This is a genomic window from Bacillus sp. FSL M8-0025, assembly GCF_037975475.1.
Classification (GTDB): domain Bacteria; phylum Bacillota; class Bacilli; order Bacillales; family Bacillaceae; genus Bacillus; species Bacillus subtilis.
On the sequence record NZ_CP150258.1, the window covers coordinates 2,007,462 to 2,022,699 of the forward strand.

A 15,238-nucleotide genomic window follows, 5' to 3' on the forward strand; every position below is an offset into this window, starting at 1 on the left:
GACATGGCGATTATTATCAACATTGATGTGATGCTTGCTAAGAGGAAAATGAGCGTAACAGAGCTTTCAGAGAGAGTTGGCATCACCATGGCTAATCTTTCGATATTAAAAAACGGAAAAGCAAAGGCTATTCGATTATCAACTTTAGAAGCGATTTGCAAGGCTTTAGAATGTCAGCCCGGGGATATATTGGAATACCGAAGTGATGAAGACACAGATTCGTAAAGAAAAAATATGAAGGATCAACAGAAAAATAAAGTGATTGGCGGTGAGCTTATGGACATAAACTTATATCCATCTAGCTGCTATACTAAGCGTCCCTTTCATACACGAAGAACACAACTATGGAGGAGGCATACATCATGAGAGCCATAAAACAAATCGTCCATTTTGGCTGGGAACAAGCCCTTTCATGTTTGTTTCCTGCCGTTATTTTTGCCTCTTTGGCTATTACGCAAATCATCCCACTGCCCTTCTTGCCGCGGTATGACTGGCTGCTCATTATCTGCGTTCTCATGCAATTGTGGATGGTGCGTTCCGGTCTTGAGACACGGGATGAATTAAAAGTGATCACATTATTCCACCTTATTGGGCTTGCTCTGGAACTTTTTAAAGTCCATATGGGCTCCTGGTCTTATCCAGAAGAAGGATACTCCAAAATATTTGGAGTACCTTTGTATAGCGGCTTTATGTACGCAAGTGTTGCCAGTTATTTGTGCCAGGCATGGAGAAGGCTTAATGTTGAACTGGTTAAGTGGCCGCCTTTTTTTGCAGTTGTTCCGCTTGCCACAGCGATTTATTTGAATTTTTTCACCCACCATTTTTCTATAGACTTTCGATGGTGGTTATCTGGGCTTGTCATCATTGTCTTTTGGCAAACATGGGTTACATACGAGGTGAATGGAGCTCGTTACCGTATGCCGCTCGCACTTTCTTTTGTACTCATCGGATTTTTTATATGGATAGCGGAAAATATCGCTACGTTTTTTGGAGCTTGGAAATATCCAAACCAAATCGATACATGGAGTCTTGTACACCTTGGAAAGGTAAGTTCATGGCTCTTGCTAGTGATTGTTAGCTTTCTTATAGTAGCATCATTAAAACAAGTTAAGGAGCAGAGTCCCACAAAGGCAGAGATGGATGAATCTTTTTCTTAGCATACAAGGTCTCAAATAGAGTGAAAAGCAACGTTCAAATGGTTGCTTTTTTCTTTTATGTAACTCTGCCGGTGAGTATTCATCTTCTTCAAATTTCATCGCAACACGATAACTGATTCAGATTACAACTGCTTTCAACACTTTGACAAACTCATGCGCCGCCGGCGTTATCTCTTCAAATGAATGTGCGATGACGCCAATATCGCGTGTGACCCTAGGAAAGATGTCCTTTTTAATCAACTGATGCGGGACGGATGAAAGTGTAAAGTTTGAAATGATGCCGATACCCAAGTTATTTTTGACCATATTAATCAAGGTTTCGGCATTTTGCACAGTTAAGTTTTCCTTTAATTCGATGTTGTATTGCGAAAATGCGTTTGACATCGCGATTTCATGACCGCCTTTACAAAAAATGAGGTCATCTTGATAAGTTTCAAGGTCGACATGCTTTTCAAGTTTTAATTCGTCACGCTGCGGCGGGATGACGGCCACCATATAGTCGTTACACAATAGCTGATTTTCAAACGGTTCAAATGGAGATGCTGCGATCCCGATATCAACCGTACGATCTTCAACCCATCCTTTTATTTGGTCAGAGGTTCCTTCGATCAATTCTATGCGGATCAGCGGGTAGTTTGATCTGAATGCCGCAATCGCCTGTGGCATGATATTTGTTGAAACTGCAGGAAATGAACCAATTTTCACCTTCCCGTTTAACAGCTTGTTTTCCCGGTTGGCTACTTGATATATTTTGCTTTCAATTCCCTTCATTTGCCTCGCCAGCAGCAAAATTTCTTTTCCAATGTCCGTCAGCATTAAACCATGATGTTTATCCCTGATCAATAATTTGAGCTGCAGTGAGCTCTCCAGGTTTTTTATCGCTTTACTTACCGCCGGCTGAGAGATGAACAATTCTTTTGCAGCTTCTGTAATATTCAATTTCTCCCCGACTTTTACAAATATGTGAAGATGGTTCATGTTCATAACCATTTGGTTATACCCCCAATAATAAAAATGTATTTCAGTTATACATAAATGTAACATATGATAGAAACCAGCACGATATTTAAACAAGAAAGGAGGCTTCATTATGGTAAAAGTTATGCTGGGAATCATATCTGTCACACTTATTTGGGGTTATACTTGGGTTGCGATGAAAGTAGGAATTCATGACATCCCCCCGCTTTTATTTTCGGGTTTGCGCCTGTTCATCGGAGCGGTTCCTTTATTTCTCATTCTCTTCATCCAAAGAAAAAAGCTTACAATTCAAAAAGAACATCTCAAAAGCTATATCATCATGAGCCTCTTGATGGGGCTGGGCTATATGGGGATCTTGACGTATGGAATGCAGTTTGTCGATTCAGGGAAAACCTCTGTTTTGGTATATACAATGCCTATATTTGTTACGGTGATCAGCCATTTTACATTAAACGAGAAAATGAATGTGTATAAAACGATGGGACTGGTCTGCGGCCTCTTCGGACTGTTATTTATATTTGGAAAGGAAATGCTCAATATCGATCAAAGCGCTTTATTTGGGGAGCTGTGCATCCTTGCGGCAGCGCTTAGCTGGGGAATCGCGAATGTGTTCAGCAAGCTACAATTCAAGCATATCAATATTATTCACATGAATGCCTGGCACCTTATGATGGGAGCCGTCATGTTATTGGTGTTTTCCTTTATATTTGAGCCGGTCCCTTCAGCCGAGTGGACATATCAGGCGGTGTGGTCATTGCTGTTTAATGGCTTGCTTTCCACCGGCTTTACCTTTGTCGTATGGTTTTGGGTGCTCAATCAAATCGAAGCGTCAAAAGCATCCATGGCATTAATGTTTGTTCCCGTATTAGCCCTATTCTTTGGATGGCTGCAATTGCACGAACAGATCACCATCAACATTATCCTCGGCGCACTGCTGATATGCTGCGGGATTTTTATGAATACATTTACATTTTCACGACGGAAAGTGTGAATGATATACATTTCCCCTGTCATTTGGGCTTCATGTGACAGGAGACGACTATTATGAGAAAGTCTTCTAGAATCCTGACGACAGCCTATTAAACAATGAAAAAAGCTAGTGTCTGCATGTGAGACATTAGCTTGGCTGGCGTTCAGGCCGGTGAGAATCTAGATTCTTTTTTATTACCATTCTGGCTGATCAAACTGAAAACCGTATAGACCTTTTACTTTAACATCTCCGCAATCTGGATCTTTTGTCAAAATCAAATAATGAGTCTTATAAGGCATCGTCTCAACTCGATCAGTTGCACTCAAATCAAAATGATCCCCTGAGAAGTTTTTTTCACTAACGGTTATTTCATATCCTGACAAAGTCATTCGCATGATTCTTGTGTTAATTGTACATCCTTCAGTATCGAAAATGGTGAATCTGTACCCAAAGTGAGATGTCCAATGGTTTGAATTTAGGTCATCAGACTTCATAAACCATTTTTCATTTTCTGTCATTGTAAAACTCACTTTCTCCTCATCTTTCACGATAACAGCCGAAGCTTCCCCTACATGGATAGTGAAAGCCAAAAGAAATGTAAAAGCTAACATCAACATCTTTTTCAAAAGAGTTCCTCCCGATATCTTTTACTTCAATATATTGGAAGGGTCTGTTCTGATCAAGACAGTCTTCTCCAAATGAATCTTTAGCACCATGAAATGAGCCTTAATAAGAACAGTTTTAACCCAAATCAAACTCTATTCGAAATAAGGCTTACCAATCTATATTCTTTTTAAAAGTTTCTGCATTTCTTTATATAGCTCCTAGACACATATAAAAAATGCTCCCATAAGTTCAGGAGCACTACAAAAAACTGCTAAAGTGTTTTCTATCGATTTATTGTATTCATTAGCTCAAAGAAGTACTCAGGCTTATAAGTCTTATTCAGCTTATACCATGAACGCAATGTATCTGGTGCAAATACATCTAATTTTTTCAATACTTCTACTGCAAATTCCAGAGGAGCAATTCCTGATGCAGTAACCAAATTTTTATCAGATACTGCTGGTTCCTTTTCATATAGTGTTTCTCCTTTGTAATTAGGGCAGACCATTTTCATATACTCTAAGTCATTGCTTGTGTGCTTTCTCGAATTTAAGTATCCTTCATTCGCGAGGCCTAAGGTTGCCCCACAAATTGCAGCAATAGTCGTGCCGAGCTTTAAAGCGTCGCCAACTTTTTTCAAGATCGGCTGATGAATATCTTCTCCCCAAGTGTTTCCTCCGGGTAAAATGATAAGATCTTGACTCCCAAGAGTACATTCGTCAAGAGAAATATCTGGTTTTATGCTTAATCCTCCCAACGTAGTTATCATTTCTTTATTAGCCCCTACAGTAACTACTTTTAAAGATGCTGCATCTTGTTTAAAATATCTCCCTGAGTTTAGTTCCGCAATTAAATATCCATATTCCCAGTCTGACATTGTGTGAAATACGTAGAGATAAACTTTTCTCGTTTGCATCCAATAACACTCCAATCACAATTGATAAAGCTTTCTAATAGATGACTTTGCTGACAGCCATTGTCAGCATATGTAATCTGATTTACCTATTCTTATATAATACCATGTAGGTGGGCAATTGCCCTTGTTCTCCCAACTTATTAAAAATATAAGATCAATTGATTCTATGTTTACTAGCGCAAAGGGGTTTGTTACACTAACTGTCATGGGAAACATTTCAAAGGTAATACAAAATCATTTGAATGAGGAGGCTTGATGAAGTTGAAAAATAAAGCGTCAATAAAATTCGGAATATGTGTTGGGCTTTTATGTTTAAGCATTACTGGTTTCACACCTTTTTACAGCTCAACGCATGCCGAAGCAAAATCCATAGAAGACACAAACATGGCAAGCTGTATAACGAATAAAAAATTTGTTCAACTTGAGAAAAAATTTGATGCCAGGCTTGGCGTTTATGCAATTGATACAGGTTCAAACAAGACAATCGCCTATCGGCCGAATGAGCGATTTGCTTACGCATCAACCTATAAAGTTCTAGCCGCAGCTGCTGTCCTGAAGAAAAACTCAATTGAAAAACTTAATGAAGTCATCCACTACAGCAAGGACGATCTTGTTACATATTCTCCAGTCACAGAGAAACACCTAGATACAGGCATGAGCCTAAAAGAAATCTCGGAAGCGGCTATCCGTTACAGCGATAATACCGCTGGGAACATCTTGTTGCAACAGCTTGGCGGCCCTAAAGGTTTTGAAAAGTCACTGAAACAGGTTGGGGATCAAGTAACGAAAGCTAAACGATTCGAGACGGATCTAAACTCTGCGATTCCTGGTGATATTCGTGACACCAGCACCGCAAAAGCACTGGCAACCGATCTTAAAGCTTTCACTTTAGATAACACGCTCACGACTGACAAACGCACGATCTTAACCGATTGGATGCGAGGCAATGCTACTGGTGACGAACTGATTCGGGCAGGCGCTCCAATAGGATGGGAAGTCGGCGATAAATCCGGAGCCGGAAGTTATGGGACACGAAACGACATTGCTATCGTTTGGCCGCCAAACAGAGCTCCTATTGTTGTGGCAATTCTGTCAAACCGCTTTACGAAAGATGCTAATTATAATAATGCTCTTATCGCTGAGGCTGCAAAAGTCGTCCTTAACGATCTCAAATAAATGTTTAGCCTTTTGCCACTAAGGAAAAGACATTACTTTTTTAACTCCTACCGTTCATTTTTTGATGAACGGTTCTTTCATAAGACCTCTAGAATCATATATTTAAACACCACAAAACGTTATTATAATTAACGGCAAGTTTTCATTTTATGGAACAAGTAAAGTTTGACCTGACAAGAATTAAGATTAAGCACCCTAAAATCCGTTTTCTTCTCCTTCAAGTAAACATACAATGCAGACAATTCTCTTAAGTCTCTTATTCTGTGACCAATTTGTAATACTCATGAATATCCGGACTCACTTCCAATATTTCGTCTCGTTCGAAGGCACTAACATATCAAACCACTTGAATTAACATAACTGAACTTGATATTGGTCACTGGCAGTTTCAATGCAATAGAACAACATTTGTTGACTCAGAGGTTATCTATATGAGAATTCAACAATTTTTTTATAATAATTCATATTTTTGTATCGTTGCACTTGGTGGATTTGACTCTTTTAATGTATGGAACCACACTTTTATTTTTTCACCTCTTTTGAGATCATCTGTGTTATCAATCTCACTTAATCCTACAATTACTATGTTATTTTTAAACTTGTTCATAAGTTGTCCTTCAGAAAGATCGTAATCTTCTTTTACTGGAGCTTTTGTATCGGTAATGAGAATTGCCCTTTCATTGTCTTTAAGCACGACATAGCCTACTAGGCTCTGCATCTTTGTTTCTTCTCCGTGTTGTTCATTTTTGCAGCCTGCAAGGAAAATAATGAGCACTATCAAGCTTACTCCGATTTTAGGCAACTTTCTCCCTCCCGTCATGTTAAACAATCTCACTCCATAACTACATATCAATAAACTGTAGTGTAAATCTATCCAGAAACTTCTTCATTTTCTCATATTGAATCTTTTACAAGCTGTTAATACACAGACTAAATCGGGTAAAAATTCGTAGAGGTGATTTCTTTGAATGATGATCATTAAGTAACTCATTACTCTTCATTTATTTTTTCAACAATCATGGTATTGGCGGTCGCCATCTTTCCACAATACACTTCTTGGTTTGTAACAGTTTTCTTCTTGGGTTTTGCACTTATCTATACATTCGAAAAACATAAAACAAGTTCTTCAAAAGCAATATCTTATATTTCGTATTTTTTATTCATTGTTTCATTGACTTACACTTTAGTTAATATGTAATAGTAATCCTCCCTTTGTGGGAGGATTATTTGTTTAAGCTTATTTCTAAGCTGCTCTTGGGCCACACCGGCCATTTTAAACTCTTTTTGATCTTTAAAATAAACAACAGGGACATTCACCAAACGGATCTACTTCTTTTTGTTCTTTCTCAAATGTTTGTATGTGGTTGCCTTCGAACCATACCCTTACTCTTATTCCGCTAAAATCGAGATTTTTACTTTTTATGATCCATTATTCACTTCTAAAAAACTTCCAATTACAACATAATATATGTATAAATTGTAAATGGAGTTGATATAATTGAAGATTAGGAAAATCTTATTGAGTTCTGCTTTATCCTTTGGCATGCTAATATCCGCGGTTCCCGCATTGGCTGCTGGCACTTCGTCTGAGGTTGCAGTAAAAAATGAAGAATATGATTACGATACTATATACCGCATTAGTCCTCTGCCAATGGACCTCCAGCCAACAATAGAATACAACGGTTATACTTATACGCTTACACGTCATTATTTTGATTACTCAATCGGGTTTTACACGGCTATTTATACAAAAGTTGTTTAAACTTATAAAGGAGCTTTTTAGCTCCTTTTTCTCTTGTTTTAAGCAAGGTATTTCTTTCTATGTCGTCCCCTATCAAATACAATATCAACATTCTCCAGTTCTCTTTGACACGAACAAAATCTAAAGTTTGGTTTTAAATGCTGGTAATAAAAAATTCATTTTAAAGAAGTGCCGCCCGCAAAATGCGGCTTTTGCACACTACGCCAATTTTATATAGAAAAGCCAGACCTCCTCCAAGAGGTTCCAGCTTTTCTTAATGTGCTATCGATCTTCGTTAGTTCAACGGAACTTTATCATTCGGTACAATTGCAGCCTCCCGACTTCTAGTTAGGGCTGATGGGGGGATATCTGATGGCTCTCTACACACATCAGACATTATAAGATTTCAATGTAGCCTTCTGTCCCATGAACGCGAATTCGTTGCCCATCTTTTATCAGCTTGGCAGCATTTTCAACGCCAACAACTGCAGGTAAGCCATATTCACGGGCTATAACAGCTCCATGGGTCATCAGTCCCCCAACTTCGGTGACTAGGCCTTTTATGGATACAAACAATGGTGTCCAGCTTGGATCGGTAAAGGAGGTAACTAATATATCTCCATCTTCTAAATCAGCATCTTCCATGTTTAAAATGACACGTGCTCGCCCCTCTATCACTCCGGAGGAAACAGGTAGACCTACAATCGCTCCGGCTGGGAGATTTTCTCGTTTATACTCACCTGTAACGATTTCACCATCAGACGTGATAACACGTGGTGGAGATAGTTTTTCATATAATGTGTACTCGTCTTTTCGTGTACTGATGATTTGATAATCCAGTTTATGTGTGCGTACGACTTCGTGAAGTTCTTCAAAAGTGAGATAGTATATATCTTCTTTTTCATGAATAACGCCCGCTTCTATGAGTTGTTCGGCTTCTTTCAGTAAAGCCTGCTTATAAACGAAGTATCGATTAACCATGCCGTATTTTGGATATTCCCTAAACCCGCTGAAATTCCGGATGATATCTATCATTCGTTTTGTTTCTTTGGCTTTTTGTTCACCATCCGGTAATTGCTTCAATCGATCTAATAACTCTTGCTCTTTCTTCACAGCCTCCTGTCGCCCTTGCTCAAATTTCCGATGGCTGGCATTAGGCCCACTGTTATTGATGTTATTAAGAATCATTGGGATAAGTGTAGTTGGTTTTTCGCTCCATCGAGTTCTTGTAATATCAATTTCTCCGGTACATCGCATTCCGTATTTGCTGAGATAATCATAGATCGCGTCTCGGGTTTTGCTTCCGCCATCAAACTTAGCCAGTTCATCCAAAAAATTATCATCTTTTACATGTTGTAAGTAATCAATTACCTCTGGATAAGGACGAATCACATCTGCGACGTCTAATAGCGCAAGACCCATTTCTGAAGTAATATTATGGGGTACAGATTGAGAAAGCGTATCTGCTGCGTTTTTTTCACCTAACCACTCGTTCATTTTTTCGTTAATCCATAATGAAGCATTCATAGCAGTTCGAATCACAACAGAACTTTCGGGGTTAAATAAAATCTTCTTTAATTCCTGGATATCTTCTAGAATAAAACGAAATAAATCTGATCCTGATTTCGTTTGGATGTTTTGTTTTAACTCTTCTATCGATGTTTGACTGCTCTTAATCAAATCAGACACGATTGTCGGATCGTTTTCAACTTGAGCCGGCATATCTGCATTGCCTCTGCTGGGATTTGGTGCTGTTTTATCATTTGGTATCGACTTTATGAAATCTCGTCGCTTTATTATGGTCATAAGTGCGTCTTTTAAGAGCTGATCGTGCTGCCCCATGCCTTTTAAGAAAACTTCTCTGCTGTCAGGGGATGCCAGATGATGTGTGACATCAACAAATAGCCTTCCACCGGCTTTACGCATGGGTGCAGCAGTCGTCAACAGAAAAAAAGACAATCCCAGTGGTTTTATGGGATCCGTCATCATTTGTTGATGACCAACAGAAATATAGACGTGATTTTCTTGGTCACTCGCTTCAGGGATGGGGAATAAAGTAGTGATTGGACGACTCTGTACAATATAAAAAGTATCGCGGGCCAAACACCATTCGATATCTTGCGGCTGGCCGAAATGAGCTTCGATCTCTCTTCCAATGCGTGCCAGCTGTAAAATTTGTTCATCAGTCAGTGTTTGAGCCTTTTGCTGATCAGAATCGATCTGCTGTGTTTCTGTTCCGCCTTCTTTTCGTCCGTAGATAGCCAATTTTTTAGTTGCTATTCTCTTATCGATGATTTGCCCATCCTGTACTTTATAACAATCGGCAGACACCAATCCGGAAACCAGTGCTTCACCAAGTCCAAAACCGGCATCGATGGATAACACCTTTCGGCTTGAGGTAATCGGATCAGCGGTAAATAAAATTCCCGAAGCCTGAGGGAAAACCATCCTTTGAACGATAACGGATAAATAGACTTGGCTGTGGCCAAATCCATTTTGCATACGGTAAATAACCGCGCGATCCGTAAATAGGGACGCCCAGCATTTACTGATATGCTGCAAGATTGCATCGACGCCGATAATATTTAAATAGGTGTCTTGTTGACCGGCAAATGAAGCATGTGGTAAATCTTCAGCAGTTGCACTAGAACGCACGGCATAGGCATGTTCCTCGCCGAACTGGGAGAGATAGTGAGCCACTGCTTTCACAACATCGGAAGGAATGTCTACTTCCATAATGATTTGCCGAATCTTCCGGCTGATGTTACCAATCTGATCTCGGTCCTCAACTTTTAGCATCGCCAACTGATCCAACAACACTTGTAACGTTTCGTTTTGTTCGATGGCTTTTTGATATCCTACTGTTGTGACACAAAATCCTTCTGGTACTTGTATACCTTGAATTTTTGATAATTCCCCTAAATGTAACCCTTTTCCTCCAACGAGCGAAAGCTGTGTTTTTTCAATTTCATGTAAACCGAGAACCAAAGAACTCATTCTACATCTCCCCTTCAAAAAAATATTGACAAGAGCTTCCTAGCAGGATATAATAAAATTATAAGATGGATATCTATAACTTTTTAACTATAAAGCGCACGTAGTATGATTATATCACCGTGTCTGTTTTTGTGCAATATAAAAAGAACCTGGGCAATTTCACCAGGTTCTTTCTTAATTTACATAACTAGTCACATTAAAAAACTTGGTTCGATCTGATACAATCCTCTAAGGGTATCCTAAAGTTGGGTTCTTTTTGGAACTAACCTGCTCTGTTCTTAACAGTCCTACCTAGTATAAAGTGATGGAGAATACCCTACCTCCAGCACGCCAAGGCCGTTCACCTAGTAGAAAACGACCTTTAACCATTACTAACGATTTTAATAATCATTGATTATAAAACTTCTCAAGGAACGATCAGCAGCCCGTTAGCTACCCCTGATTAAAGATGATCTGTTACCACACTGTTACGTTAGAACTTCCACTACTTTGATATCCTTCTGTCGCCAAGACTTGGTAAGCCCAATTACTGCCCAGATTCATTCCATGGCTCTTCCATGCGTTCACATGATTGCTGAAAGTGATTGTAGCGTTGCTTCCAGTTGGTCTCTTCGTCTGGCGAACACTCCAGTACTGCGTAAAAGTAGTGCGATCGCCATCAATGGAAGGTGCGTTATAACGTGTAGTTGTATATATGTCATATGTACCCCCATCACTTTTTACAGTACCTTTATACGTTCCAGTAGGTCTATAAGTACCCCATGAATCCACTACATAATATTCTATGAGAGGTGATCTCGTCCAACCATATAAAGTTAAATATCCATTGCCATTCGGCGCCCAAACTCCGGCATTATAGTTTATCGTCCTAAATGGCGAACCTGTAGTCCAACCTTTACCAACAACAAAATTTCCGGTATTAGACCAATTAACACTGTAATTCCCGCCAGACCCATTGACAGCGTTTACTATACCGCCCCCATCAGTCCAATTTTGCCAGTAGTCTGTGCTAGCTGCAGAGGCGGTTGCCGAAAACAAGCTAATACTCATTAAAGCTGCCGATAATCCAACTAAGAAATTCTTTTTAAACTTAAACATATGTTACCTCCTATAATATTTTTTCCGACTTTGAGGTAGCACTCGTATACATTTAAAACATTCTTAATTACTAACGCCAAAGCTTTTGATCGTCCCCTTCAGTATAATACCACGAATTCATGAGCAAATATTAAAAGTATTTGTAATTTAATTACAAATACCTAGAAACACATTATAAGTGGTCTTCTTCCACCATATCCTGATCCTTTTTTCGCAGGATCACAATTCTTGTTTCTAATTCAGATGGAGTAATATCTGCAATGAATTCCCATTGAACCATTTCAAATAAAGGAGATATACATTAGAGATTGTGAAATTATTGTAGCTGCCGCTTGTCTAATGAAGGGAAGCAAATTTATGAAGAATATGAAGAACTGAAGAAGAAAACAATTAAGGTTATACTAAGAAAGAACTGCTCAATTAGAATTATTGACCAAAAATTTGAGGATGGTAGCTTAGATCAGTTTTACAAAGAAGTTGCAAGATTTTTATTTGAAAGGGCTCTGAAAAAGAAAAAAAAGAATTGACAATCAGGGTAACTGTGGGATGTAACCGAGCCTCCAATTCAAAATAAATATCTTTAAAATTCTTATTTTATTTAAAGAGGGACTGTATATCCCTCTTTAAAATTAAGCTTTAGATTGCTGCTGGAAGTAATAAAAATTGTACTTTTGATCAAACGCTTCTTCGCTTCCACAAAGAAAAATAATGAATTCAATAAATGCGATAATAGACGGGATACCAGTCCAGCAAAACAAAATATATAGAATACCTTGTCCTACTCTTCCCAAATAAAACTTATGTATTCCCAGACCCCCGAAGAAAAATGCTAATAATGCCGCTACAATTTTGTTCTTCTTGCTTACCATGACTTCCTCCTAGTTCATTGCTACCATTTTTAAAGTAATGCTTTCACATTATAATGCATTTTCCACCAGAAATCGTGAAAATTTTGAAATTTTTTTGAGATTTTTTATTTTATTGAGAAATGAAAGCTCATATAATTGAACTAGATGGTTTTGGGAGGCGTTTATTCAAAATGTATGGCCAAAGATTACGTCAATTACGAAAGGCACACAAATTAACAATGGAACAGTTAGCTGAGAAAATTGGAATTGCAAAATCAAGTTACGGCGGGTATGAAGCTGAAAGCAAAAAACCACCATTGGACAAGTTGGTTATTTTAGCTAGACTATATGATGTTTCAGTTGATTACATACTTGGATTAACAGATGATCCTGATCCTAAAGTGGAAAGAAAAAATCTAAAAGAGTTTTTAGAAAAACCAGATATTCACTGGGATGGATATAAACTTACCCCTGAGATATTAGATCCTATACGGAAAATTTTGAAGTTGGTTACTGCAAACAACAATTAAAAAGAGCCCGCATAAGGGCTTTTGCATAAAACAATTATTTTATTTCTTTCTTGTAGTATTGCTCATATTTTGTAAACTTATCTTTTAAATCTTCAGACATATTAATACCTTCTTTAACCTTTTAACGATATCATTTGGGTTAACTGGGTTTGGAGGCATTTCAGTCTTCCATCCATCCCACTCCGGTTTAAGTTCATCAAGTCCAAAGCTATGCTTCTGTTTTAGTAAAGCGTTAAATTCCTCAAATAAATTTATTGCATTTAATCTGCTGATCTTTTTTGCAACATATGCAAGACTGCCATCATCAATCTCTAATTCATCTTTTATTTTTAAGATCTGTTGCTTATACTCATCTTTACGTTCGGGACTTAATCCTAACATTGTATTGCTATAAAAAAGAGTTTGTAAGGACACTTCTAATAATGGTTTAGCTACTTGCTTTAAGTTATTCAACGTTGCATAAGCCTCACTAACGACATTTTCAACTTTCCTAAGCTCTGCTTCAAAACCCGCACCTTTGAAAGAAGAAAACTTTTCAAGGTTAATGAAAGCACTTGCAACAGCACCTGTTACAGCTGCTATGCCCATTTCAGTTGGTTTTCCCATAAACCCAAAAATAAGTGTGGGAACCATAATTAAAATGAGTGAAAAACAAGTTTTCATAAAATGCTCTACCTCCTAACAGCCCATTTAAATAAAAGGATTCTTTTATTTAAAAAGCCTTAAATACTGAGTTAAAGAAAAACAACAAAATAATGATGGCTAGTACAATAACAATCTCAAAAGTGTGTGAACTACCATCTTGTTTTCTCGTTCCGTTCTCTCCCTTATTTGCTCCCTATATTTTCTTTGTATTTCATTCTTTTTCTTGTCCATCTTACTCGACCCCTTTCAAAGTAAAGCCAAGCAATTCTGAATTATTTTTATTCCTTTCTTTTGACTCTTAATTTAATCCATTCTTCATCATCAGAATGTGGTTTTTTGGTTGTTCTATACCATCCGTTAAAATGAGCAACTAACTGAATCATTATTTTCTCAGCTTGACCTTTAGAGTCCATACCTAACTGCGTAAAACCATTTTTACTACTTAGCGGATCTCCGTCCCCTGGCTTATCAAACTGTATAAGAGCTATGTAGTATCTCCTTAGTCTGTGCCAAAAGGTTATAGGAGCCACCAAAGTGATTCCGATAGTGATCAACATTAAGTTTTGGTTTATAGCCCTTTGACTTTAAATATTCGGCAATTTCTTCAGCGCCAAATTCTTGATTCTAAACCCCACTCATAATAAAATGATTATTTTATTACTATTATACTACAATTTTCCATGGTCACACTAAACAAAAAGCAGTCTATTCAGATCTGCTCCTTAGTGTTTTCTTCTTTTAACTTTTTGTTTAGGTTGAAGCCAATTAAAACATTGACAATAGCTGCTGGAAGATATAGAATCCCTGCACCTATTATTCCTAGCGCGGTACTAGAACCCACTATAAATGCCTGTATTTCTGTATTTCTTGACTTCAAGCTAAGTAATACGAGGAGACCAGCTAAAACCCCCATAAGCCGTGAAATACCTGGGATAAAGAAATCTGTTAGGACTCCAAATAATTGCCCTATAATCGATAGCACAACCCCGAAAAAGCTGGACAATAAAACTAAATTTTTAATGGCATTTCACCCCTTTTTAAAGCCGCTTCCATTCAACATACCCAAACCGCTTTTTAAAACAGTTTTATGTTCTTCGGGTATATACAGCTGACAGATTAACTATTCTATCGATTCAAAATAAAATTATCATTTTTAATATAAAAAGCCCCTATAAGGGACTCTTTGTTAGTTTGTTCCTTCAACCTTACTCGTTAAGTAAGCCACTTGTTTTTCTAAATCAGCAACTCTTTCTTCAAGAGTTTTTGGCTTAGGCGCATTTTTCTTCTCTTCAAGCTCAATTGCTGCTTTTTCAATTTCCTCTACTGTAGGAATAGGTTCACTTTTTCTCCAAGCAGTAAAGATATGTCTCCCGTTATCATTTACAAATTCCCAATGATAAGATTCGTCTGAATGAGGGAACATATACATTAAAACTTCAGGAAGAATCGATCCATGAATATTCCAAATTTCTGATACGTCTTGACCAACTTTAAACTCCACAAAAACATCTCCTCAATTATCAAATTCTTCTATATTCTATCATATTTTCATTATATAGGTAAAGAGTTTGCTATA

The 15,238-nt window shown here is 37.9% G+C and carries 15 protein-coding genes and 2 pseudogenes; 7 read left to right on the forward strand and 10 right to left on the reverse strand.

The window, feature by feature from the left end; translation table 11 throughout:
• The first annotated feature begins 3 nt into the window (after nt 1-3).
• Together MKX38_RS10005 and MKX38_RS10010 are read left to right on the forward strand one after the other, a co-directional pair.
• Nucleotides 4-257 (forward strand): annotated as a pseudogene (locus MKX38_RS10005) (helix-turn-helix transcriptional regulator).
• A 105-nt stretch (nt 258-362) separates the two neighbouring features.
• Nucleotides 363-1,157: a DUF817 domain-containing protein gene (locus MKX38_RS10010; RefSeq protein WP_029318070.1), complete on the forward strand. Its 795-nt coding sequence runs from the start codon at nt 363-365 to the stop codon at nt 1,155-1,157.
• Nucleotides 1,158-1,274: 117 nt separating this feature from the next.
• Here the strand turns inward: MKX38_RS10010 and MKX38_RS10015 are convergent, their stop codons facing one another.
• The gene (locus MKX38_RS10015; protein ID WP_004399248.1) at nt 1,275-2,147 is read right to left on the reverse strand and encodes a LysR family transcriptional regulator; all 873 of its coding nucleotides are present in this window, start codon (nt 2,145-2,147) and stop codon (nt 1,275-1,277) included.
• Nucleotides 2,148-2,247: 100 nt separating this feature from the next.
• Between MKX38_RS10015 and MKX38_RS10020 the strand changes: the two genes are divergently transcribed.
• Nucleotides 2,248-3,126: a DMT family transporter gene (locus tag MKX38_RS10020; RefSeq protein WP_174222931.1), complete on the forward strand. Its 879-nt coding sequence runs from the start codon at nt 2,248-2,250 to the stop codon at nt 3,124-3,126.
• A 173-nt stretch (nt 3,127-3,299) separates the two neighbouring features.
• Here MKX38_RS10020 and MKX38_RS10025 read toward each other — a convergent pair whose 3' ends face one another.
• A complete protein-coding gene (locus MKX38_RS10025; RefSeq protein ID WP_042975982.1) occupies nt 3,300-3,731 on the reverse strand; it encodes a hypothetical protein in 432 nt (143 codons plus the stop codon).
• A gap of 263 nt (nt 3,732-3,994) precedes the next feature.
• Nucleotides 3,995-4,627, reverse strand: a complete 633-nt coding sequence (locus tag MKX38_RS10030; protein WP_174222933.1) for a type 1 glutamine amidotransferase family protein — start codon at nt 4,625-4,627, stop codon at nt 3,995-3,997.
• Nucleotides 4,628-4,882: 255 nt separating this feature from the next.
• Between MKX38_RS10030 and bla the strand changes: the two genes are divergently transcribed.
• Nucleotides 4,883-5,803 carry a class A beta-lactamase gene (gene bla, locus MKX38_RS10035; protein ID WP_339189342.1) on the forward strand — a complete coding sequence of 307 codons (921 nt, stop codon included), beginning with the start codon at nt 4,883-4,885 and terminating at the stop codon, nt 5,801-5,803.
• Between the two features lie 451 nt (nt 5,804-6,254).
• On the opposite strand, the gene MKX38_RS10040 is transcribed toward bla, so the two are convergent.
• Entirely contained in the window at nt 6,255-6,605 is a 351-nt protein-coding gene (locus tag MKX38_RS10040; protein ID WP_131227491.1) for a DUF3221 domain-containing protein, read from the reverse strand.
• Between the two features lie 216 nt (nt 6,606-6,821).
• On the opposite strand from MKX38_RS10040, the gene MKX38_RS10045 reads away from it, so the two are divergent.
• Nucleotides 6,822-7,001 (forward strand): hypothetical protein, encoded by a 180-nt coding sequence (locus MKX38_RS10045; RefSeq protein ID WP_339189344.1) that lies wholly within the window; start codon nt 6,822-6,824, stop codon nt 6,999-7,001.
• Nucleotides 7,002-7,301: 300 nt separating this feature from the next.
• Nucleotides 7,302-7,565, forward strand: coding sequence for a hypothetical protein (locus tag MKX38_RS10050; protein ID WP_024571439.1), 264 nt, complete (start codon nt 7,302-7,304; stop codon nt 7,563-7,565).
• A gap of 375 nt (nt 7,566-7,940) precedes the next feature.
• On the opposite strand, the gene ppsA is transcribed toward MKX38_RS10050, so the two are convergent.
• From ppsA to MKX38_RS10065, 3 genes are all read right to left on the reverse strand, one after another.
• A complete protein-coding gene (gene ppsA / locus MKX38_RS10055; RefSeq protein WP_339189347.1) occupies nt 7,941-10,541 on the reverse strand; it encodes a phosphoenolpyruvate synthase in 2,601 nt (866 codons plus the stop codon).
• A gap of 456 nt (nt 10,542-10,997) precedes the next feature.
• The gene (gene xynA, locus MKX38_RS10060) at nt 10,998-11,639 is read right to left on the reverse strand and encodes an endo-1,4-beta-xylanase XynA (RefSeq protein WP_015714073.1); all 642 of its coding nucleotides are present in this window, start codon (nt 11,637-11,639) and stop codon (nt 10,998-11,000) included.
• 629 nt (nt 11,640-12,268) lie between these two features.
• Complete coding sequence (locus MKX38_RS10065; RefSeq protein WP_014477028.1) at nt 12,269-12,508, reverse strand: TM2 domain-containing protein; 240 nt, start codon at nt 12,506-12,508, stop codon at nt 12,269-12,271.
• A 170-nt stretch (nt 12,509-12,678) separates the two neighbouring features.
• Here MKX38_RS10065 and MKX38_RS10070 point away from each other — a divergent pair, with 170 nt between their 5' ends.
• Complete coding sequence (locus MKX38_RS10070) at nt 12,679-13,017, forward strand: helix-turn-helix transcriptional regulator (protein ID WP_015251936.1); 339 nt, start codon at nt 12,679-12,681, stop codon at nt 13,015-13,017.
• Nucleotides 13,018-13,101: 84 nt separating this feature from the next.
• On the opposite strand, the gene MKX38_RS10075 is transcribed toward MKX38_RS10070, so the two are convergent.
• From MKX38_RS10075 to MKX38_RS10085, 3 genes and pseudogenes are all read right to left on the reverse strand, one after another.
• Nucleotides 13,102-13,680: a hypothetical protein gene (locus MKX38_RS10075; protein ID WP_339189350.1), complete on the reverse strand. Its 579-nt coding sequence runs from the start codon at nt 13,678-13,680 to the stop codon at nt 13,102-13,104.
• 49 nt (nt 13,681-13,729) lie between these two features.
• Nucleotides 13,730-13,893, reverse strand: a pseudogene (locus MKX38_RS10080) (hypothetical protein).
• Between the two features lie 955 nt (nt 13,894-14,848).
• Entirely contained in the window at nt 14,849-15,163 is a 315-nt protein-coding gene (locus MKX38_RS10085) for a stress response protein (RefSeq protein WP_014664233.1), read from the reverse strand.
• Between the last annotated feature and the right edge of the window lie 75 nt (nt 15,164-15,238).

What these genes read in the sequence shown, in the direction of transcription:
- MKX38_RS10010 (WP_029318070.1), top strand. Translation starts at nt 363, where the DNA reads ATGAGAGCCATAAAACAAATCGTCCATTTTGGCTGGGAACAAGCCCTT.
- MKX38_RS10015 (WP_004399248.1), bottom strand. Translation starts at nt 2,147, where the DNA reads ATGGTTATGAACATGAACCATCTTCACATATTTGTAAAAGTCGGGGAG.
- MKX38_RS10020 (WP_174222931.1), top strand. Translation starts at nt 2,248, where the DNA reads ATGGTAAAAGTTATGCTGGGAATCATATCTGTCACACTTATTTGGGGT.
- MKX38_RS10030 (WP_174222933.1), bottom strand. Translation starts at nt 4,627, where the DNA reads ATGCAAACGAGAAAAGTTTATCTCTACGTATTTCACACAATGTCAGAC.
- bla (WP_339189342.1), top strand. Translation starts at nt 4,883, where the DNA reads ATGAAGTTGAAAAATAAAGCGTCAATAAAATTCGGAATATGTGTTGGG.
- MKX38_RS10045 (WP_339189344.1), top strand. Translation starts at nt 6,822, where the DNA reads ATGGTATTGGCGGTCGCCATCTTTCCACAATACACTTCTTGGTTTGTA.
- ppsA (WP_339189347.1), bottom strand. Translation starts at nt 10,541, where the DNA reads ATGAGTTCTTTGGTTCTCGGTTTACATGAAATTGAAAAAACACAGCTT.
- xynA (WP_015714073.1), bottom strand. Translation starts at nt 11,639, where the DNA reads ATGTTTAAGTTTAAAAAGAATTTCTTAGTTGGATTATCGGCAGCTTTA.
- MKX38_RS10065 (WP_014477028.1), bottom strand. Translation starts at nt 12,508, where the DNA reads ATGGTAAGCAAGAAGAACAAAATTGTAGCGGCATTATTAGCATTTTTC.
- MKX38_RS10070 (WP_015251936.1), top strand. Translation starts at nt 12,679, where the DNA reads ATGTATGGCCAAAGATTACGTCAATTACGAAAGGCACACAAATTAACA.
- MKX38_RS10075 (WP_339189350.1), bottom strand. Translation starts at nt 13,680, where the DNA reads ATGAAAACTTGTTTTTCACTCATTTTAATTATGGTTCCCACACTTATT.